This window comes from Clostridium boliviensis (genome assembly GCF_033342255.1).
Classification (GTDB): Bacteria; Bacillota; Clostridia; order Lachnospirales; family Lachnospiraceae; genus Lacrimispora; species Lacrimispora boliviensis.
Genome location: NZ_JAWONS010000011.1, coordinates 64487 through 83611, shown reverse-complemented (window position 1 = coordinate 83611; position 19125 = coordinate 64487). Strand labels below are relative to the sequence as shown.

At 39.1% G+C, this 19125-nt stretch carries 17 protein-coding genes; 9 read left to right on the top strand and 8 right to left on the bottom strand.

Annotated features, from left to right (window positions below):
• Positions 1–12: 12 nt before the first annotated feature.
• The 4 genes from RZO55_RS00790 (at position 13) to RZO55_RS00775 (ending at position 4243) form a co-directional block, all read left to right on the top strand.
• A complete protein-coding gene (locus RZO55_RS00790; RefSeq protein ID WP_318062398.1) occupies positions 13–1500 on the top strand; it encodes a family 1 glycosylhydrolase in 1488 nt (495 codons plus the stop codon).
• A 1210-nt stretch (positions 1501–2710) separates the two neighbouring features.
• Entirely contained in the window at positions 2711–3370 is a 660-nt protein-coding gene (locus tag RZO55_RS00785; protein ID WP_318062397.1) for a hypothetical protein, read from the top strand.
• Between the two features lies 1 nt (position 3371).
• The gene (locus RZO55_RS00780) at positions 3372–3788 is read left to right on the top strand and encodes a cysteine peptidase family C39 domain-containing protein (RefSeq protein WP_318062396.1); all 417 of its coding nucleotides are present in this window, start codon (positions 3372–3374) and stop codon (positions 3786–3788) included.
• A gap of 71 nt (positions 3789–3859) precedes the next feature.
• Positions 3860–4243 (top strand): hypothetical protein, encoded by a 384-nt coding sequence (locus tag RZO55_RS00775; protein ID WP_318062395.1) that lies wholly within the window; start codon positions 3860–3862, stop codon positions 4241–4243.
• Between the two features lie 354 nt (positions 4244–4597).
• Here the strand turns inward: RZO55_RS00775 and RZO55_RS00770 are convergent, their stop codons facing one another.
• Positions 4598–6493 carry a BglG family transcription antiterminator gene (locus RZO55_RS00770; RefSeq protein WP_318062394.1) on the bottom strand — a complete coding sequence of 632 codons (1896 nt, stop codon included), beginning with the start codon at positions 6491–6493 and terminating at the stop codon, positions 4598–4600.
• A 266-nt stretch (positions 6494–6759) separates the two neighbouring features.
• Here RZO55_RS00770 and RZO55_RS00765 point away from each other — a divergent pair, with 266 nt between their 5' ends.
• Positions 6760–7362, top strand: a complete 603-nt coding sequence (locus RZO55_RS00765) for a hypothetical protein (RefSeq protein ID WP_318062393.1) — start codon at positions 6760–6762, stop codon at positions 7360–7362.
• Between the two features lie 56 nt (positions 7363–7418).
• Here the strand turns inward: RZO55_RS00765 and RZO55_RS00760 are convergent, their stop codons facing one another.
• Together RZO55_RS00760 and hydE are read right to left on the bottom strand one after the other, a co-directional pair.
• Entirely contained in the window at positions 7419–8243 is an 825-nt protein-coding gene (locus tag RZO55_RS00760) for a YitT family protein (RefSeq protein ID WP_318062392.1), read from the bottom strand.
• A gap of 232 nt (positions 8244–8475) precedes the next feature.
• On the bottom strand, positions 8476–9516 hold the full coding sequence (hydE, locus tag RZO55_RS00755; RefSeq protein WP_318062391.1) for a [FeFe] hydrogenase H-cluster radical SAM maturase HydE: 1041 nt from the start codon (positions 9514–9516) through the stop codon (positions 8476–8478).
• A 300-nt stretch (positions 9517–9816) separates the two neighbouring features.
• On the opposite strand from hydE, the gene RZO55_RS00750 reads away from it, so the two are divergent.
• Positions 9817–11955 carry a glycoside hydrolase family 88/105 protein gene (locus tag RZO55_RS00750; protein WP_318062390.1) on the top strand — a complete coding sequence of 713 codons (2139 nt, stop codon included), beginning with the start codon at positions 9817–9819 and terminating at the stop codon, positions 11953–11955.
• Between the two features lie 31 nt (positions 11956–11986).
• Here the strand turns inward: RZO55_RS00750 and RZO55_RS00745 are convergent, their stop codons facing one another.
• A complete protein-coding gene (locus RZO55_RS00745; protein ID WP_318062389.1) occupies positions 11987–12613 on the bottom strand; it encodes a TetR/AcrR family transcriptional regulator in 627 nt (208 codons plus the stop codon).
• Positions 12614–12756: 143 nt separating this feature from the next.
• On the opposite strand from RZO55_RS00745, the gene RZO55_RS00740 reads away from it, so the two are divergent.
• On the top strand, positions 12757–13227 hold the full coding sequence (locus tag RZO55_RS00740; RefSeq protein ID WP_318062388.1) for a DUF6790 family protein: 471 nt from the start codon (positions 12757–12759) through the stop codon (positions 13225–13227).
• Positions 13228–13294: 67 nt separating this feature from the next.
• Here the strand turns inward: RZO55_RS00740 and RZO55_RS00735 are convergent, their stop codons facing one another.
• The 3 genes from RZO55_RS00735 to RZO55_RS00725 form a co-directional block, all read right to left on the bottom strand.
• The gene (locus tag RZO55_RS00735) at positions 13295–14152 is read right to left on the bottom strand and encodes a metallophosphoesterase family protein (RefSeq protein WP_318062387.1); all 858 of its coding nucleotides are present in this window, start codon (positions 14150–14152) and stop codon (positions 13295–13297) included.
• Between the two features lie 105 nt (positions 14153–14257).
• The gene (locus RZO55_RS00730) at positions 14258–15712 is read right to left on the bottom strand and encodes a histidine kinase N-terminal 7TM domain-containing diguanylate cyclase (RefSeq protein ID WP_318062386.1); all 1455 of its coding nucleotides are present in this window, start codon (positions 15710–15712) and stop codon (positions 14258–14260) included.
• A 135-nt stretch (positions 15713–15847) separates the two neighbouring features.
• Positions 15848–16624 carry an alpha/beta fold hydrolase gene (locus RZO55_RS00725; protein ID WP_318062385.1) on the bottom strand — a complete coding sequence of 259 codons (777 nt, stop codon included), beginning with the start codon at positions 16622–16624 and terminating at the stop codon, positions 15848–15850.
• Positions 16625–16708: 84 nt separating this feature from the next.
• Between RZO55_RS00725 and RZO55_RS00720 the strand changes: the two genes are divergently transcribed.
• A complete protein-coding gene (locus RZO55_RS00720) occupies positions 16709–17632 on the top strand; it encodes a helix-turn-helix transcriptional regulator (protein WP_318062384.1) in 924 nt (307 codons plus the stop codon).
• Positions 17633–17635: 3 nt separating this feature from the next.
• Here the strand turns inward: RZO55_RS00720 and RZO55_RS00715 are convergent, their stop codons facing one another.
• Positions 17636–18184 (bottom strand): DUF4865 family protein, encoded by a 549-nt coding sequence (locus RZO55_RS00715; protein ID WP_318062383.1) that lies wholly within the window; start codon positions 18182–18184, stop codon positions 17636–17638.
• Positions 18185–18301: 117 nt separating this feature from the next.
• On the opposite strand from RZO55_RS00715, the gene RZO55_RS00710 reads away from it, so the two are divergent.
• Positions 18302–19108, top strand: coding sequence for a LysR family transcriptional regulator (locus tag RZO55_RS00710; RefSeq protein ID WP_318062382.1), 807 nt, complete (start codon positions 18302–18304; stop codon positions 19106–19108).
• The last annotated feature ends 17 nt before the right edge of the window (positions 19109–19125 follow it).

Here is a 19125-nt window from a genome sequence, read left to right as displayed (position 1 = left end):
GGAGGGAATCATATGAATCGCAAACAGACATTTCCGGAAGGTTTTCTCTGGGGCGGTGCAACTGCTGCCAACCAGGTTGAGGGAGGATGGAAAGAAGGCGGAAAAGGAATTTCCGTATCAGACTGCGCCAGAGCACATTTTGATACAGACGTGACCAATTATAAGGCTCACAACGCAGTAACGACGAAAGATATTGAAGATGCTCTTGCTACCGATGATGAGGTATATTATCCCAAACGCCATGGATCGGATTTTTATCACCATTTCAAAGAAGATATCAGACTTTTTGCAGAAATGGGCTTTAAGGTCTACCGCCTGTCCATTGCCTGGTCCCGCATCTTCCCAAACGGAGATGAGGAAACCCCCAATGAAGAAGGACTTCAATTCTATGACAATGTATTTGACGAGCTTAGAAAATACGGAATTGAACCTCTTGTAACCATGTCTCATTATGAACCCCCTTTAAATCTGGTGTTAAACTATCAGGGCTGGTACTCCAGAGAGGTCATTGGCTTTTTTACCAGATATGTGGAGACAATCTGCACCCGGTATAAGGATAAGGTAAAATACTGGCTGACCTTCAATGAAGTGGACTCTATGATCCGCCATCCCTATACGACAGGTGGTTTAATCGAGGACCGCTTCCCAGGCCAGAACTTTGAAGAGGTGATCTTTCAGGCAATGCACCACCAGTTTGTGGCATCCGCCCATGCAACCAGGATCTGCCATGAGATGATTCCCGGCTCTTTGGTTGGGTGTATGCTGACAAAACTGACCTATTATCCCTACACCTGTAACCCGGAAGATGTATTAAAAGCGCAGCAGATGATGCGGGGGACTTATTGCTACAGTGATACCCAGGTGTTTGGAGAATATCCAGCTTACTTACTTTCACGGTTTAAAAGCAATGGTATTACCATCCGAAAAGAGGCCGGAGATGATGAGATCATGAAATCCTATCCTGTGGATTTTGTTTCCTTCTCCTACTACAATTCCTCTTGTGCAGCTGAGGATACTTCTAATTTAAACGTGACATCAGGCAATACAATAACTGCTGTTAAAAATCCTTACTTAAAGGCTTCCGACTGGGGATGGCAGATTGATCCTACCGGACTTCGTATTTCCATGGTGGATCTCTTTGACCGCTACCGCAAGCCTCTGTTTATTGTAGAGAACGGACTTGGGGCTGCAGATGTGGTTGAAGAAGACGGGACCATTGACGATCAGTACCGGATTGATTATTTAAAGGAACATATGAAGGCTATTTTAGATGCAATGGAAGAGGACGGAGTGGATTGTCTCGGCTATACCTCCTGGGGCTGTATCGATCTGGTTTCGGAATCCACCAAGCAGATGTCAAAGCGTTACGGATATATCTATGTGGACTGCGATGATTACGGTAAGGGGACTTATAAACGGCTGAAGAAGAAGTCTTTTTACTGGTATAAGAAAGTCATTGAAACAAATGGACTCAGTCTGTATACAGATGAAGAGCTTTAATTAAAAAGAATAAATGGTATAAAGGGGTAGTTCTGTTTTTTGAGCTACCCTATAATTATGAGTCTTGACCCTGTTGAGCACGCGAAGCGTGCGAAATATAAACCACTCGTCTTTAGGCACTGGCCGGTAACAGAGGCTTATAGCCTCAGGACAAACCACCCGTTAAAGGGTGGTTATGATTATATTAATTGATCATAATTTACGGGAGGTACTCGTTATAATATCAAAAGTTACATATATATTCGTAATAATTACATGTAAAAAGAATTAAGATTTTACGTTATATAATATTAAATGAAAGAGAGGTGATTCTAATGTATAATAGAAGGTATTAAATATTAGCTATTTATTTTTTTTTGTAAAGGAAGTGGATATCTATGAAAAAAACAAAAGATATTGGATAATCAGTATAATAGTAATTTTATTAAGTATCATAACGTTACTGCTTATGGTTATTGGAAAAAAGACTATAATAGCTTGTTCATTTTTTATCTATGAATTATTTATGATGTTACTAGTTGGAAATGTAGCATCATACTTAACTACATATTGGTCTCAACGTAATGTATTGAAAAAAAAGGACATGTTTTATATTTACATATTTTTAATAATTAATTTAATATCAGTATTAATATATCTATATTTTATTACAATATCTTATCTTTTTAACTAGGAACATAAATATGAAGAAACCAACAGTATAATGTTACTATTGATAATGTCATTAATAATGTTGGGATAGTTATTTTGATGATCCTCGTTTGACAATTACAAGGCTCGCAACGCAGTAACAACTAAAGATATTTAAGCCGCTCTTGCCACCAATGATGATGAGGTATTATATCCCCCGGGCATTAATAGCAATTGAACAGACCAGATTCGTAATGTAGGAAGTCCTCCTTCGCCATCCCACAATACCACATTTACAGAATAAAATGTAGGGAAACTTTTATACATACACTAATTAATATACGAAATTCTAACAGTAAAAGTTACACATATCCTCGTAATTATTACATCTTATAATATTTTTATAAAATATTATATAATATAAATATAAAAATCAGATGAAGGGAATTACCAAGCTACATAATTATATTATACAAACTGAAGAAAAGTTAACTGTATAAAAATAATTATTATTTCTGTATAATATAATGATTATAAGAAAACTAAAGGCATAAACTAGTAACATTAAGGAGAAAATCAAATGAAAAGTAAAATTATAACATATAGGCTTGCAGTTACGGCTAGCATTATACTAGTGTTGATATTATTAATTTATTTAAATATAATATCTTTTAATAAAGATCATCACAAAATAAATGTTACTACAAATACTGAAGATTATGGTGATTTTAGAGGTTTTAGAGGATTCAGTAATTTAGATATTTTTCCGGAAAAATTGTTGAAATCAGCCCAGAATATAAATTTTTATTACAATGATGATTCATCACCTATTTTTGACGATTCCTGCCAAATATATCTAAAATGTAGTTATAATGAACGTGAATATATATCTGAAATACAACGGCTAAAATCAATTAATGAAAAGTATCAGGGAATAGAACAGAAAACATGGGAAGATAATGAGAATTTTAAACTTCCTGCCGTGGTAGCAATTTATAATAATAACCATTGCTATGAATATGCACTCTTGGATGAAAGTAATTTAAGTATTATATATATTTTTTTACAATTTATTTATAAAGATAAAATTATTTTTGACAATAATTTTTTACCAAATAATTATGTTAATCCAGATGATATAATTGACAATTCTAAAGAAGGACTATCAATTTATTTGTTTCCTCAATTAAATGGAGATAAACATGGAACATATGGAAAATGGCTAGAGGTAGAAAAATAATATGAAAAATCAATTTACCTTAGTTAGACAACAAAAAAATAATGATTGCGGAATTGCTTGCATAAAAATGATATGTAAATATTATTTAACCGATTTTAATGAAGAAAAAGATTTAAAATATGTGCAGTTTTCACCTAACGGAATTAATATAAAAGATATTAGAAATGTATTAAATAGATTAGGTTTTAAAACTGAAGCAGTAAAACTACCTAAAAGCAAGATATCTGCTAGTAGTATAACACTTCCAGCAATTGCATGCATTAAATTAGGAAATATTGATCTATATCATTACATAATAGTTTATAAAATTGAAGAGAATTATATAAATTATGCAGATCCATCAAATGGTTTAATGAAAAAAACTTTTGATGAGTTTAATATAAATTTTACTGGAGAACTAATTCTAATTTTAAAATAAAGGTTTACATTTTCATATATTCTTCCTTTTTTATTAATGTAACTTAGTAAAAATAAGAGGAGGAAGATGACATGAATAATTTTATATTTCCTAATGGAACCGAGTTTTTAACAAATGAAGAGCAAGAAAAAAGAATTTGTGGAGTGGCCCATATTGAAATGAGTCCGTTATATTTAGCGAAATCTGCTTGTGAGGTTAAAGCTACCCAGTTAATTGCAACCAAACAGGTAACTAGAATGTCAATTCTTGGAATTGCACAAGAGATTTTTGCTCACGCGTGTGCATATTACGCATCAAGTACTATTATTGCGCTAGGCGTAGATATTAGCAAAGTTAATGAAATAAAATCCAGAGCAAATCCAGTCGACATTGCTGATGGCGGAGATACTGCAAATAGAAAAGCAATTTATAGACATATTTGGCGGATAACTCCCTCTATCATATCTCCGATTTAAATAAAAAAAGAACTTAATAAAATTCAATATACTAAGTTACAGAAAACAGGCCCTCTAAGACTGATTTATCCAGACCTTAGAGGGTCTATTACTATAAAATTATACATTACTTTAATGTCTAGCTTACATAGCATTCGTCTCTTCTATCTGAGTCATCGACTTAAGAAACGAATCGTAATCCTGCTTTTTAGTTAACTCCTGGATCTGCCATTAGATTATTCCCGCATCTTTGGTTGGGTGAAATTTTTACCAGTATTGAAATCTCTGTAAAAATGGGCAATCGAATATGAAAAGATGACAAAGTAAATATTCCAACTGTAAACGCCTTTATTTCACACCAATTTTTCTATAAAATTACATCGGATGAGTTTCTTCCATCTGTGTCATAGCCTTAATAAAAGCATCATAATCCTGTTTTTTCACCAATTCCTGAATCTGCTTCTGACTTAACAGAAAAGATGCAGTCAGCTGATAAAAATGCTGCAGCTCTGCGCTGGTATGGTCCTTGTCCGCAATACACACCAGGAAAACAGCCCGGATTTTCTGATCTCCCCACTCCACTGGCTCATCAAGAATTCCCACGCAGACAAAGGTCTCACTGCTCATGGCTTTATAGGCATGAGGCATTGCCACCTGATTGCCAAAGGCTGTTTTTGCCACCCGTTCCCGCCTGAGCACCGATTCATAGAATTCCTCTGGCAGATTCTTCTTTTCAATGACAAACTGACACATAAAGCGAAGCACATCAGTTTTTGTCCGGAAGTTTAAGTGGGGCAGAAACAGCGCACGTTTATAATAATTCCGTACAGAAAACGATTTCTGAGCACAAAGTACTTTCTTAACATTTACAATATCCTCATCACCGAGAAAATATTCTACTTCCAGAATGGGAAGCGGAACAGACAGGGTGATGGGTACCGTGGTAAAGATATAGTCATATCTGGAAAAATCCATTTTATATAAGCTTCCAACGTCGCAGGCAATGATATCATCGATATAATCCTTAAAGGAATTCTTGTATTTGTACTGCAAAAGCTGGGCACTTCCCCTCCCGGAGGAACAGACCAGAATAATATTTTTCTTCTTAATTTCTGTTTTCTTCCGTTCAAGGGCCAGTGCAAAGGCGAAAGCAAAGTAAGCCACCTCATCCTCAGATAAGGAGACCTTAAAATGTTCGTTAAGCACAGTGACAGCATTACAAGCCATGGTATAGGACAGACAGAATTTTTCCTTTACATCACGCAGCATGGGATTTTTCATATCCATGTCAAACCGGATCCTGACACTTAACGGCACCAGATGCTGGCTTAAGATCATTCTCAGTTCTAAATCACTTCGAAAATCAAATTTAAACAGATCATATACCCGTTCCAGCATAGCAGTTACAAGATCACTGATCTCCTGGGTAATAATTACATTTTCTCCTGAACCTGCTTCCTGCAAAAACATCTTTTTCCCAGCCAGATGAATGGCAATGTAGAGGATCTCATTTTCAGGAAAACTTAAGTGAAACCGTTCTTCCAGCTTTGCTGCTATCGTTTCTGCTATGTGATATTCATACCGCTCTTTGGGATTATCAAGAAGCCCTTCCGGCATAGGAACGTAGTGGCATTCCATAATCCTGCTGATGGCAATATAAAGATGAACAACCAGATTCTGATATGCCGCACCAGTAATCAAAAAATCATTTTCTTTTAGAACCAGGGATACAATGGCAGCAATTTCATCCATGCTCTCATTTCCCTTGTGAAGCCTCTTTCCGGAAAATGATGCAATACACAGCCTGGTATCAAATTCTTTTCCTTCCAGACGAATTCCATAGTTGGGCTTACGTATAATACGGATATTAAATTTTTTCAGGAACTGCTCTACTTCTTTAAGATCTTCCGTCAATGTTCGCTTGGAAATAAACAGGCTTTCGCTTAATTCCTCCAGCTTTACATAAGTTCCCCGATTGATTAAGTACTCAAGTAAATATTGGACCCGCTCTTCTGAGGTAGAAGGTAAGTATTCTTCAAAACCACAGGCACGGCTTTTACGGCAATAAGTTTCATATCTTTCATGATCCTGTATATTCAGGAAATAACCCACTCCGTATTTTGAGAGTATACCAGCGCCATAAGGCTCGATCTCCTGATTAATCTCTTTTAAAAGATTACGGACTGTTTTCGTCCCTGTATGAATCTCTTGCGCAAGCAATTCTGCTGTACAGTAATCTCTGTCTGATAAAATCTCCAAGATCCGTTTCATTCGCCTGTCCATTTTTTCACCCCTGTCAATCACTGTCGGCAATATTTTGTGCGTTTTTCATCTTTTAATTGTAATTGCGTTTATATTTTTATGCACATTTACATGATATCATATATCACCATTTAACTGAATGAATCTTTTTTCCATTTTCAAAGTGGTAAAATCTGCTCTTTGGAGGTTCATACATAATAGAGCTAAGATATGTAATAATTTCCTTACCATGCATATAATGAAATAGAATCTTTTTATCAAGGGAGATCGACTAAATGATGGCAGAAAGCGGGGACACAAGAGAAACGATTACAGTAAACGGAAGTATGATAGAAGTGAAAAATGCCCTTGTGGAGGAGATGTATACTTCCAACAGCAGAACGGGATACTTAATTATTTCTTATGCCGTAGCCGGCGAGAATGATATGGTAAATATGGAACTGGTCCAGTTAAATATTGGCTGGGACACCATTCTGATTGATCAATTCGGAGAAACGATCAGTTTATGCAGTATAGTAAAAGGAACCTATGTCAATGCGGCTTTTTCTGCTGTAATGACAAGAAGCATTCCTCCCCAGTCAAACGCCTACCGGGTCATAGCCATGTTAGAAGTCACTTCCTATGTCGTAACAACAGACCGCATTGTCCGGATTGATCCAGATAACCATTTTGTTTATACAGGCAACCCCAATGATGAAAGGGGGCAGATGCGTTTTCTCATTACCAATGCTACCAAGATCTTAGATCAGAATGGAGCCCCTATTACCCAGGCTGATTTAGAGCCAGGAGAAATGGTACGAATTAAACATGCCAGCTTCCAGACTGCGAGCATTCCTCCCCAAACCAATGCATATGTGATTGAAGTGTTACCCAGTTAAAAGGAGCAGCCGGCAATTTCCTGTTGGTAATTGCCGGCTGCTCCTGCATACTTCTATTATTCTATATCAAATCCCCTGCCTATGATGTTGTTGCTTAAATTTGCGCAGATAAAGCTGTCATCATGAAAGGACCTTACAAACTCTTTGATTGCAATTAACTCCTGCTGATTTACCACTGCCTGAATCAGCATCTTCTTCTTAACATTGGTGGTATCCATTCCCTGTATAAAAGTCGCTCCCCGGTTTAAATCGTTACGGATAAACTGTGTAATCTCTAAATACTGATCTGACATGATATTAACATTATAATATTTCTCAAATCCAATGATCAGCTTATCAGTAACCACGCTCTGAACAAATGTACAGATCAGGGAATAAATGATCATCGTAATATCTCCGTAAATGATAGAGGAACCGATTACTACCGTGTTAAGAATTAAATAGTAGGATCCGATTGACAAACCCCTTTTTTCTTTCAGATACAATGCCACAATGGATTCCGGCCCGTTGGCAACCCTCTGTTTCATAATTATACCACCGGCGATACCTCCCACAACGCCGCCGCTGATGGCTGCTGCGATAGGATCTGTATGAAGCTGCGGCAGAATCTGGTTTACGATTCCCACATAAAAAGTAAACATAAAATAGCTGAATGCTGCATAAAAAATCTGTTTTCTGCTGTAGCTGAAAAATGCCCAGATAAATATAGGCAGTGCCATGATAATTAAAAGCAGCTGTACATTAGCTCCGGTCAGGCGGTTAAAAACTGTTGCCAGTCCTCCAAGTCCGGTGGCTACTAAATTGTTGGCGTTTAAAATCTGGCAGTATGCACATGCAGAGATAAACTGGCCGATTGCTATCCAAAATAGCTTTTTTTTCATCGTTGCTCTCCTCATTCCAGTAGGTATGTCATTACACCGACACCTATTATATAGATTTCATTCCTGTTAAGCAACAACATTAATTTGTTAATTTTTTGACTATTTTCTCTTTTCAGGCCATATATAAGGCTATTTTCCGAATATATCATACCAACAGATGTCAATGTATCAAAACACCGGAAGACTATGGTGATATAAGTCCAGAAAATAAACGTTTGTGGGAAAAAGTTTGTTAAATCTCTACAAAATCGCCTCTCTTTTCTACCACGTTGTAACCGATAGAAGAAACCCGGTTTCTCAGGCACACATTACACTCCGCAGCCTCTTCTCCTGTACAGATTTTATTGTCATAAAGTTCATATTTCTTTCTTACACCGATGGGCGATAAATTGGGCATTAAAACATTGGAACCGGATAAAATCCCTTTCTCTCTTCCTTTTGGATCAATGGTTCCCAGCGCAGTGGTAGCTGGTATTAAGGCATTGGGAAGCATGAGTCTGAGCATTCCGATCAGAAACAGGGTTAGATCCATGCTGCCCGCCGGGAAATCCTTAAATGGAGTCTCCTTATGGGGTATAAAAGGTCCGATTCCCACCATCTGCGGAGACAGCTCTTTAATAAACTTAAGATCCTCTGCCAGACATTCAGGGGTCTGGTAAGGAGATCCTACCATGAAGCCGGTTCCCACCTGATATCCGATCTTTTTTAAATTCCATAAGCATTCCTTACGGTTCGCAAGGGAAAGAGATTCCGGATGAAGCTTTTTATAATGCTCTTCATTGGCAGTTTCATGGCGCAGAAGGAAACGGTTGGCACCAGCCTCATAATATGCCAGATACTGCTCATAGCTTTTTTCTCCGATGGAAAGGGTGATGGCACAGTCTGGGTAGCCCTCTCGTATTTCTTTAATAATATCAATCATGATTTCATCTGTAAATGCCGCATCTTCCCCGCCCTGAAGGACGAAGGTCCGAAATCCCAGCTCATAACCGTTCTGACAGCAGGAAAGAATCTCCTCTTTGCTTAAACGGTAACGGCTGACATTTTTATTGCTTCTTCTAATTCCGCAGTAAAAGCAGTCATTCTTGCAGTAATTGGTAAATTCAATCAATCCTCTGATAAAAACTTCCTTTTGAAAATGCTCCTGACTGGTAGTCTGGGCCAGGGAAAAAAGATATTCACTGGTATCTTTATCAAAATTTTCTATTAGATATATAAACTCTTCCTTTTCAAGGTCATGATTTTTATATAATTTATCGATCAGTTCTCTCATATGCATCTGCTCCTTCTCCTGAAACGGCTACGTGTCCGTGCCTCATGTGTTTATTCTAGCATGTTTCCCCTTACCTGCAAAAATGAATTTTCTGGCAGTTTCGTGTACATTCATAGTACATTGGTATGTTTATACTATCATTTTACGGAGCTGAGGGGAAGTGGTTTTATCTTCTTGACTAAAAACTATACATTCGCTACAATTATATCATAAATGGAGGAGGTTTTTTGTCTCATTTTACAATAATCTTTTCCATTTCGGCTCCTATCACTCTCAAACTTATACTTAAGGAGACCCGTTATGAAATATTTTAATCAGGAAGACAGTGCTTACGCTGTTTATGGTGACAGAGACAGAGAAGTAGTCGCACTGCTTGCCAACCGTTTTATCGGAGAAAATCCCCAGGTGCCTTATCAGTACAGGCTGGATTTTACTTCCGGAATTCTATGTGATACAGAGGGCTGGTATTTATTCGATTTTGGCAGCCGCTTTCCACAGGCGCAAATAGGGAAAATCTGTTATGGGGCAGGTAACCTTTACAGCCATGAGCAGACACCATCACACTTTGAGGTCCGCTGTCAGGGACCAGTTGTATGTTACGTTAATGGAGAAGAGGTGTTCCGGTCCCAGCCTGGAGATGAGAGTTATAAAACCTCTGCGTTTTTCACCATCACCCTGTTACCAGGTCTTAACCATTTTGTCCTGATGACGGAAAAGACAGAGATCGGCTTTGGTCTGAAACTCCGGAATGCGAAGCCTCAATGGGAACCGTCTCATTTTCTCTCTCCCATACCTGCCAGGAACGGACAGGCAGGCTTTGTTTACAGTGAACCGGACCAGTGGAGCCTGGAACGTCAAAACTCCATTCTTTCCGGCTGCTATGACGGCATGACCTGGTTTCCCAGCGAAGAATATGAACAGCCACAGTCCTGCTGCCCCATTACCCGTGTCTTTGGGACCTCCAGTCATGGAACAGCTGCTCTGAAAAGCCACGTTTACCTTGATGAAACAAAAACCATACATGGAGTGATTCACTGTGATACACAGGCATCCCTTTATATAGACGGAGTTTTAAAAGGGGAATGGCGTGGCGGTACCTGGGAATCAGAAATGAAGCTTACTGGCGGCACTCACACCATTCTTATCTTGTGTCAGAAGTGTACGGGAGAAGAGACCGGGCTGACTGTCCTGCTGGAGACAGGCGGCAATGCGCTGTCATTATATTCAGGAGTAAAAGGATACGAAGGCCAATGGATTTATACCGGCATGTTTGGAGATGACCTCCCGCCAGTCTCCGATCTTTTGTCTATGGAGAAGGTTTATGAAGGCATAGATGGTACGTGCTTTTGGAAGTCAGATCTGCCGGATTCGTTTGTGAGAATGTTCGCAGAAGAACAATTATACGGAAAATGGTCTTATCCCTGTGGCGTTACTCTATATGGTCTGTTAACTGCCAGCCGCTGTTTTAACCGAGCTGACTGGCAGGAATACGTTCTGGAATATGCCCGTATGACCGCTGCTGCCTATGATTATTCCGTCTACGACAAGTCTGTTTTCGGCTATCCTGGAGTTAATACCCAGCTTTGCTGGTTAAGTGAACTGGACGACTGCGGCTCTTTTGGATCTTTCCTGCTGGAAGCATACAAATACCGCCCGTCCGGTGAGGCAAAAAAACTTGCTGATGTGATTGCTGATTTTATGAGAAACCATCAGAGAAGAGAAAAAGACATGGTATTTTCCAGAAACAACAATACCATGTGGATCGATGATATGTATATGAGCATACCGTTTTTATGCCGGTATTATATGCTCAGCAAAGACCGTGCATATTTAGATGATGCATGCCGCCAGGCAAAGCTTTTCAGACAATACTTTTTTATGGCAGATAAAAATCTGATGTCCCATATCATTGATCTGACTTATGGAAAGATGAACCGGATCCCCTGGAGCAGAGGAAACGGCTGGGTGGTTCTGGCCCTCTCTGAACTCCTTCTTATTCTGCCAAGGGAACATGAGGATTACGATGCTGTCACTTCCTTTTTCCTTGAAATGACCAAAGGCATATTACAGGTACAGGATGAAGCAGGAATGTGGCATCAGATTCTTGATGATCCCTCCACCTATGAAGAGGCTTCTTCCACCTCCATGTTCATCTGCGCTTTTTCCCGGGGAATCAGGCTGGGCATCATTACCGAAGATCTTCGCATCCGATGTATGACTTCCATAACCAGGGCCTGGACTGGTATGAAGAAAACAGTGATTAACCGGAAAGGGGACTTATACGGCGTATGCCGTGGGTCTGACTGCTCTTATAGCAGATCGTATTACCGTCAGCTTGGCTGGCGCTATAACGATCCTCATGGAATCGGTATTGCCGTGCTGGCAGGTGTGGAAAAACTTCTGCTGGATGAATTCCTGCAAAATCCAGCTTCTATTTAATCAGACGGGCGTTCCTTATGGAGCGCCCTTTTCACATACTGTCTTTCCCTATTAAATACTGATAAACAGCATCAACACCTTCACTGATAATTCTTGAATCATCAACGGGATTATCCTGAAAAACGATCTGATCAACCAGCGAGCTGATTAGATTATCTGCTACGATGGCGGCCGCCTCCAAATCTTTCACTCTCAGCATATCATGAAAGGCTTTTAAATAGTCCAGTGTCATATGCCGGATTGTTTCCTGCTGCTTTTCCATCACTGCATTTACCTCCGGCATGGAATAGCTGAGTATCTTTAATTCCTTGTTAAATTCTTTGGAATCTCTATGACTTTTTATCATTTCTTCCATAAATTTCGTAAGCCAGAGCCTGGGATTTACCCGGTATGATTCTAGCTCAAGGTTCATCGATTCATGTACTTTCAGGAATGCTTCATTGTAACGATCCAGTATTTCTACTAAAATCATATCTTTATCCCGATAATAGAAATAAAGGCTTCCAATAGAGACTTCCGCCACTCTGGCGATTTCATTGGTTGTGGTTTTAAAATAACCTTTCTCACAAAAAAGCTGATAAGCCACATTTCTTATTTTTTCTTTCGTCTTTTTGCTGCGCGTTTGCTTGGGCTGCCGCGTTTCTTTATTTGATTCCATAATATCTCCTCCCTTTTTTGAATATATAGAACCGGGATCCATTTGTCAATAAATACTGAGCAATTATTCAATTTCTTATTGACTTTCTTGAGTCGGAGAGTATAATTTGAGTAAATGCTCAATTATTAACAGGAGGTAATGATATGATTTTCTTAGTTATCTGGATTCTTGGACTATTAGTCGGAACTGTTACAGCGGTTATAAACCCAGCCGTCAGAACATTTCCCTCATTCTGTCAGAATCTGCTGTTTTACCAGCTGACAATCACGCTTACACTTTCCGGTACTGTCAGCTTTATCGGTCATGTATTCCGGTCTGATATGGTGGCTGAATCAATTGGCTGGAAAAAGGGCAGTCCTTTCCAGAAGGAACTGGGGTTTGCAGAAGCAGGATTTGCTTTAGCCGGACTTCTTTGTATTTTTTATCATGGGGAATTCTGGCTGGCTGCCATAGTGATGGCATCTCCTTTGTATTTATTAGCCGGGATCAACCACATCTGGGAAGTTGTTAAAAAAAAGAACTACGCTCCTCACAATACATGGACCATTTTACCAGATCTGATGATGCCCATATCCTGGATACTTCTGTACCTTTTTTCAACTCCTAACATTTAATAAAAGATAAAAGATATCTCCAACTGCTATTGTGCCGCCGAAGATATCTTTTATATTTTATATGCATTTATAAACCCATTTCATCTGCTGCCTCTTCCCAGTACTGTTCAGGAAGTATGTACCATGTCCCTTTTCCACCACTTCTCTCCCACTTTTCCAATGCGGCTGTCAGACAGACTCTTGAATAATCCCTTCCCGTAAGCAGAGTTTTCTCTACCAGCTTAGTCCAGATCCTGGCTTTTTCATTCAAATGGCTGTCATACAACTCTTTTACTGCCAACGATTTATCGTAATCCAACTGAATCAGCTCTGCCGTCCACTGTCCATTCTTCACTTGAAGAATGCAAAACTGTGCGTCTCCGTTATAATCCCAGGGAACACCAACCGATCCTGCATTGACATGAGTTTTACCTTTGTATTCATATATCCCCTGCCTGTGGGTATGACCACAGATGATAAGGTCTGTATCCAGTTTTTCAAGAACTTCCTTTTCACTTTCACTTCCCAGATGAAACACACCTTTTGTATTGTCCATTGTTCCATGGCAAAATTGAAATTCAGGATAACCCTCCATCTGCATTCTGCCTGATATTCCCATGCTGTCAAAAAACTCCAGATCCTCTTTTGTCAGATGTTCATAGGTATATAGAAGACCTCCTGTAGCAGAGGAAGGTGTGGTCCATCCATCTTCTGCCCCTTTCTGGTGATTTAAAAGATAATCTTCCCGGTTCCCGCGAATGAATTTGCAGGGATATCGGTCTCTGATATGGTACAATAGTTCCATTGTTTTCTCAGGATATGCACAGTCACTAACATAATCTCCCAGAAACAAGAACTGGTTTACTCCTCTTTTTACCGCCTCATCATAACAGGCTCGAAATCCATGATAATTACTGTGAATATCCGCAAATATCCCAATTTTCATCTGGCTCCTCCATTTCATTTGATTCTTTTAAATTACCCTGCTTTCTGCATAAAATTGCTCTCTCTAATTCTTCCATTCTGTTCCTTTCTCCTGTCTGAAGGGTTTTCAGAAGCAAATGGTATCGCGCCCTTTTTCCTTTGCTTCATAAAGCTTTTGATCCGCCCGTATCAGTGCCTCTGAAACCGTCCCTGATCCATCCTCAAATTCTGCTAATCCAGCTGAAAACGTCACCCGGCCCGGCTTCATCCCATTGCTGTTTTTATCCCTTAAAGATTCCACTCTTTTATAAGCCTCTCCTAAGCCAGTCTCAGAGAGAAAGACTGCGAATTCTTCCCCACCATAACGGCATGATATATGATCCGGAAATGTTTCCTGAATTAATTTGCCGAAATCTCTCAAAACCCGGTCTCCTTCAAAGTGACCGAAGGTATCATTGATTCTTTTAAAATGATCCAGATCCATAATCACAAACACACCATACAACCCAAAACTCTTCACCTGTTCCATGAAAAATCTACGGTTATAAAGTCCGGTCAGGGAATCTGTGGTAGCCAGAATCTCCAGCTGCTGTTTTGCATTTTCCGATTCAGTAATATCACTTGCTACATAAATATGGACTCTGTGGGATTTCATTCTAATTGCTTTAAAGCTGTATTTTCTTCCGCAAATATCATGCACCGGATCAGGCCGGTCCAGATTATGATCTTTTAATTCTTCAATAAGAGAAAACGGCTGTCCGATTTTCAAGTTCACAAGTGAGGGGAAAAAATCTTTAGACACATTATTAAATCCAATCAGCAATTCATTGCTGTCAATTACAAGAACTGCTTCATTGATGCTTTGAAATATCATTTCATACGTGATGGGATTCAGAACCAGTATGTCATATCTGAAAAGGCCTATAGTAATGGAAATGCTCATGATGAAATAAGAGAACGGGGTCAAATCCAGGTAAACAGGTCCAAGACCTAATAGATAAATTAACATTGTTGCTACAGGTGCAGTTACACCAATTAGAACAAGTACCAGCTTATGTCTGTAACTGCCGCTGGAACTTTTCAATTTTATTATCAGAATTGCCAGACTGTATAAGATAGAAAAGCTGAGAACTAACATATGAATCTGATACCAGACTCCCCTATGTGATGCCAGTACGGGAAATCCAGGCGAATAATCCACGCCCATCGAAGAGTAATAAAGGAAATGATAGTTATTCGTGTATACAAGCACCAGCGTGATGACATCCACCAAGAATACAAGCGTCACCACAAATCTGTTTGCAAAGCTTTTTTCTTCTGCATATTCCCTGGTAAACATCATAATGAGAAATGGATAAAACGACGCTCCAATATACTCAACCCTAATCCAGAAATACATGGTATTCACAGTATCCGACAGCAGTTCAAATGCATATCCTACGGAATGAAAAATCATAGCCGTCATTAAAAGGCAAAAATAGTAAACACCGGGAGTTTTTTTTCTGGCCAGACCATAAATAACAAAATTACCGATCAGTGCAGAAGATATGATCAGTAATACGCTCAGAAATACATTATTCATCTATAAAACTCCTTTCCCGCTTGTTATTTTAGAGAATCCGCAGACAAATGTCAATGTCCTCCCGGCAGGAATTGAAGAAATCAATACCAAAAACGCACCCTCCACGTTAGAAGGTGCGCTTTAATATTCTTTTATTTACTCTTTTATAAAACTCATAATATGAGGAAAAAATTCATTTGGCCTGTCATGATTTACCCCATGTGAAGCTTTTTCGATAAAGACTGCTCTGGTATTTGGTCTTTTCTGCTCCATTTCAAGAATATGCTCATCAGATACCACCCATGACTTTCTTCCATGAACAAGTAACATTGGACAGCTGCTCGCCAGGAAAGCTTCCCAGTGGTTTCCATTTAGATTACTCTGGGCTTCCGGTATATGTTCCCGATCGAAGCGGAACCCCCAACCATTCTCATCTTCAAAGGCGCTTTCCACAAAATAAGAGGAATCCTTAATATGGAATGCCTTCAGGCTGTTTCCTAAGGCTTTCAATGACATCGCACGGGTGACTATATTACTTGCAAAGGAACAATCATCCTGTTCTACTGCTCCTATATCTTCCAAAATCACTTTCGTAATTTCCGGACGGCTGACTGCTCCATAATAGGCTATGATTCCTCCCAGGGAATGGCCGACCACAATTACACTGCTGCTTTTCACCACTTCATCCATAAAAGAATAAAAGTCATTTAAAAAATGCGGAATTGTGTACTCTCCTGATCGCGCATGACTGCTGAATCCATGTCCCCTTTGATCCAGGCTATATACATGATACTCCTTCAGCTCCAGAAGATTTGCATAATATCTGGCGTTTCCAAAAAGTCCGTGAAGGCAGATAATCACCGGTTTCCCATTCTGTTCATTATCAAGATAAGACAGTCTTAACTGCCCGCATAAAAAATATTTTCTAATCATCCTTTTCCTCCTGTACTGTTTAACAGATCTATGTTAGTATTATCTCATATATTGGTGTCATATTCTGATACCATTGGAGGAAAAATGAAAAAAAGTGAACGTCTTAACTGTATACTGCGTTTTTTATCAGATAAACAACAGTTTCATATATCCGACCTGATGAGCGAATATGGCATTTCAAAAAGTACTGCTCTCCGGGATATTGCCTCCCTGGAAGAGATGGGACTGGCTTTATACAGCGAGCCTGGGCGGTACGGAAGATATGTTCTGCTAAATAATAAGGTTTTGCCTGCCATCCGCTTTACCCAGGAGGAATTGTTCGTGCTTTATCTGTCCCTCATGACCATGAAGGGATACCAGACGCTCCCCTTCTCCGTAGAGTTTTCCCATATTCGGCAGAAATTCCTGGACTTTGTATCTGCATGGTCCAGAAAAGAATTTGAAAAGCTGGAAAACATCATTACTTTTGAAAATGCGTACCATCCTTATAAAAGTGCATTTCTGAAGGAAATTATTTACAGTATCTTGGAAAATAATGTGGTTTTAATCCGCTATAAAGACAAAGATTACCATATTCAGTTCTATCAGGTATCCACCAGTTTCAATCAGTGGTATGGCTGCGGAATTGACCGCAGCACAGAAACATATAAGGTTTTCCGATGCGATAAAATTACATCTTTTAAGCAAACAGACTGCTATCCGCCTCTTAACAGAGAACAGTTAAAAAGCTTTATCCCCGATTTTTCCCAACGCAAGAATCATTTTTGTGCTCAGATCGATCCTTTCCTTGCCGATGTGTACTATAAAGAAAATTATCCTACGATTCAACTGGTGAAAGAAAATGATTCCCTTTATTTAAAAGGGAGCTATAATGACGGTGAGCTTCCCTTTATTCTCCGGTACTTATCCAGATATTCTGAGGGCATCATAAGCCTGAAGCCCGAACGGTTAAAAAAGGAATTAATCCGATATTTTGAAGCCCAGGTAAAACGGCTTACTTCGCTTTAATATCTAAATTTCCTTACCCTCTGAAATATGAAGAATCTGATAGATTTTACGGTCTTTTATATTTTGAGGGCGGTCTTTCATAAAAGAAAACAGGCTGTATCTCCATTTATCAGGATTATATATGCATACCTGCCCTGTAATATCCATTTCCCCATCTGCCATCCGTCTGATCTTCTCCGGAATATTACTCAAAGACAATTCTGGAGAAATGCTGCCTGTTGTTTCCGTCACATAGCGTGAGCTTAAAAACGGATCATTAAAATAATGGAATAAAGGAATGCCGATATTGACATGCTGCCAGCCAAAGGATTTTATGATCTGATCGTAATATCCGCCAAACAGAAAGTGATTCATACCCTCTTCCTGATTCCATAAATAAAGAGGTGCATAAACCTGTTCAAACCCATCAACTCCTTTTTCGCGTATCAGATAGCATTTGTATTTCAAACCAGGAAATCCATCTGTCTTACTTCCATTTTCTGCAACCCTCTTCCTGATTATATTCATATCGTAATCAACTGGAAGTGTAACTTCATACTGCATTCCTATCATCTGTATATCCCTCCAAACTATTTTATAGTTTTATTTTACATTATCATTTCGTAATAGTATAATAATTAATAATGTATTTAAACATCATTTTCAATGATGAATAGCAGGAGGAATAGTATGGAATTAAATGATATAACTATCTTTATGGAATTATACAGAAACAGATCCATAACGAAAACAGCGGAGTTCCTTCACTACACCCAGTCCAATGTTTCCACCCGCCTTATGAGGCTGGAAAAGGAATTTCATGGCACATTTTTTCTCCGCACCAGATCGGGGTTGGAACTTCTTCCTGATGGGGAGCGTTTCTTTCAATATGTGAGCATGGCGGATCAGGCCCTGAAAAATCTGTACCAGGAATTTCAGGTAAAAAATACGGAAATCCATATTGGCTCCACGCAGCTTCTTTCCCGGCTGTATTTTCCCGGGCTGTATGAAAAGAACAGCCAATATACCATGCATACTGATTCTGTAAAAAAATTGAGCCGGAACTTTAGCAGTCATATTTATGATGCAATCATTACACATATGGAACAAACTCCGGAACAGGGCATTTTTCAGATTCAAAACTCTGAGTCCCTTTTATGGGCGGCTTCCTCCACTCTGGATGCTATTCCTGAAGAAGTTTTACCTGTCATTGTCAGCCGTGATAAGTTATGCCCCCTGCGTCATTTAACCTTACAGCTGTTTAATCAGGAAAGAAAAGAGAAATCTCTGATTGAGGTGGATACACTGGACTTAATGATTTCGCTGCTGTCAGCCACACGAACTATTGCACTACTGCCGGAAGAACTGATAAAAGGGGAAAAACAACTGAAAGCTCTGCCATTCCTTTCACCAGTCACTCTACCGGTATACGGATACTGCAGAAGTGAGACGGAAGCTGAAGTTATAAAAAGACTTTTTCAAAGAATTGGTCAATAGACTACCAGATAAAGGGT

What these genes read in the sequence shown, in the direction of transcription:
- RZO55_RS00745 (WP_318062389.1), bottom strand. Translation starts at nt 12,613, where the DNA reads ATGGAATCAAATAAAGAAACGCGGCAGCCCAAGCAAACGCGCAGCAAA.
- RZO55_RS00780 (WP_318062396.1), top strand. Translation starts at nt 3,372, where the DNA reads ATGAAAAATCAATTTACCTTAGTTAGACAACAAAAAAATAATGATTGC.
- RZO55_RS00770 (WP_318062394.1), bottom strand. Translation starts at nt 6,493, where the DNA reads ATGAAACGGATCTTGGAGATTTTATCAGACAGAGATTACTGTACAGCA.
- RZO55_RS00765 (WP_318062393.1), top strand. Translation starts at nt 6,760, where the DNA reads ATGATGGCAGAAAGCGGGGACACAAGAGAAACGATTACAGTAAACGGA.
- RZO55_RS00725 (WP_318062385.1), bottom strand. Translation starts at nt 16,624, where the DNA reads ATGATTAGAAAATATTTTTTATGCGGGCAGTTAAGACTGTCTTATCTT.
- RZO55_RS00730 (WP_318062386.1), bottom strand. Translation starts at nt 15,712, where the DNA reads ATGAATAATGTATTTCTGAGCGTATTACTGATCATATCTTCTGCACTG.
- RZO55_RS00715 (WP_318062383.1), bottom strand. Translation starts at nt 18,184, where the DNA reads ATGATAGGAATGCAGTATGAAGTTACACTTCCAGTTGATTACGATATG.
- RZO55_RS00735 (WP_318062387.1), bottom strand. Translation starts at nt 14,152, where the DNA reads ATGAAAATTGGGATATTTGCGGATATTCACAGTAATTATCATGGATTT.
- RZO55_RS00740 (WP_318062388.1), top strand. Translation starts at nt 12,757, where the DNA reads ATGATTTTCTTAGTTATCTGGATTCTTGGACTATTAGTCGGAACTGTT.
- RZO55_RS00710 (WP_318062382.1), top strand. Translation starts at nt 18,302, where the DNA reads ATGGAATTAAATGATATAACTATCTTTATGGAATTATACAGAAACAGA.
- RZO55_RS00790 (WP_318062398.1), top strand. Translation starts at nt 13, where the DNA reads ATGAATCGCAAACAGACATTTCCGGAAGGTTTTCTCTGGGGCGGTGCA.
- RZO55_RS00720 (WP_318062384.1), top strand. Translation starts at nt 16,709, where the DNA reads ATGAAAAAAAGTGAACGTCTTAACTGTATACTGCGTTTTTTATCAGAT.
- RZO55_RS00750 (WP_318062390.1), top strand. Translation starts at nt 9,817, where the DNA reads ATGAAATATTTTAATCAGGAAGACAGTGCTTACGCTGTTTATGGTGAC.
- hydE (WP_318062391.1), bottom strand. Translation starts at nt 9,516, where the DNA reads ATGAGAGAACTGATCGATAAATTATATAAAAATCATGACCTTGAAAAG.
- RZO55_RS00785 (WP_318062397.1), top strand. Translation starts at nt 2,711, where the DNA reads ATGAAAAGTAAAATTATAACATATAGGCTTGCAGTTACGGCTAGCATT.
- RZO55_RS00760 (WP_318062392.1), bottom strand. Translation starts at nt 8,243, where the DNA reads ATGAAAAAAAAGCTATTTTGGATAGCAATCGGCCAGTTTATCTCTGCA.
- RZO55_RS00775 (WP_318062395.1), top strand. Translation starts at nt 3,860, where the DNA reads ATGAATAATTTTATATTTCCTAATGGAACCGAGTTTTTAACAAATGAA.